This is a genomic window from Vibrio sp. Y42_MX_L11, from assembly GCF_024181785.1.
GTDB classification, from domain to species: Bacteria; Pseudomonadota; Gammaproteobacteria; order Enterobacterales; family Vibrionaceae; genus Vibrio; species Vibrio diabolicus.
Window position 1 is genome coordinate 1 of the sequence record NZ_JAMZAP010000054.1, and the last position, 1,066, is coordinate 1,066.

General features: G+C 53.6%; 1 rRNA gene. It reads right to left on the minus strand.

The features are described from left to right. A 16S ribosomal RNA gene (locus tag NL643_RS22735) occupies positions 1 to 1,066 on the minus strand; the annotation flags it as partial.

The window sequence follows — 1,066 nt, forward strand, 5'->3', positions numbered from 1 at the left end:
TAAGGAGGTGATCCAGCGCCAGGTTCCCCTAGCGCTACCTTGTTACGACTTCACCCCAGTCATGAACCACAAAGTGGTAAGCGTCCCCCCGAAGGTTAAACTACCTACTTCTTTTGCAGCCCACTCCCATGGTGTGACGGGCGGTGTGTACAAGGCCCGGGAACGTATTCACCGTGGCATTCTGATCCACGATTACTAGCGATTCCGACTTCATGGAGTCGAGTTGCAGACTCCAATCCGGACTACGACGCACTTTTTGGGATTCGCTCACTTTCGCAAGTTGGCCGCCCTCTGTATGCGCCATTGTAGCACGTGTGTAGCCCTACTCGTAAGGGCCATGATGACTTGACGTCGTCCCCACCTTCCTCCGGTTTATCACCGGCAGTCTCCCTGGAGTTCCCGACATTACTCGCTGGCAAACAAGGATAAGGGTTGCGCTCGTTGCGGGACTTAACCCAACATTTCACAACACGAGCTGACGACAGCCATGCAGCACCTGTCTCAGAGTTCCCGAAGGCACCAATCCATCTCTGGAAAGTTCTCTGGATGTCAAGAGTAGGTAAGGTTCTTCGCGTTGCATCGAATTAAACCACATGCTCCACCGCTTGTGCGGGCCCCCGTCAATTCATTTGAGTTTTAATCTTGCGACCGTACTCCCCAGGCGGTCTACTTAACGCGTTAGCTCCGAAAGCCACGGCTCAAGGCCACAACCTCCAAGTAGACATCGTTTACGGCGTGGACTACCAGGGTATCTAATCCTGTTTGCTCCCCACGCTTTCGCATCTGAGTGTCAGTATCTGTCCAGGGGGCCGCCTTCGCCACCGGTATTCCTTCAGATCTCTACGCATTTCACCGCTACACCTGAAATTCTACCCCCCTCTACAGTACTCTAGTCTGCCAGTTTCAAATGCTATTCCGAGGTTGAGCCCCGGGCTTTCACATCTGACTTAACAAACCACCTGCATGCGCTTTACGCCCAGTAATTCCGATTAACGCTCGCACCCTCCGTATTACCGCGGCTGCTGGCACGGAGTTAGCCGGTGCTTCTTCTGTCGCTAACGTCAAA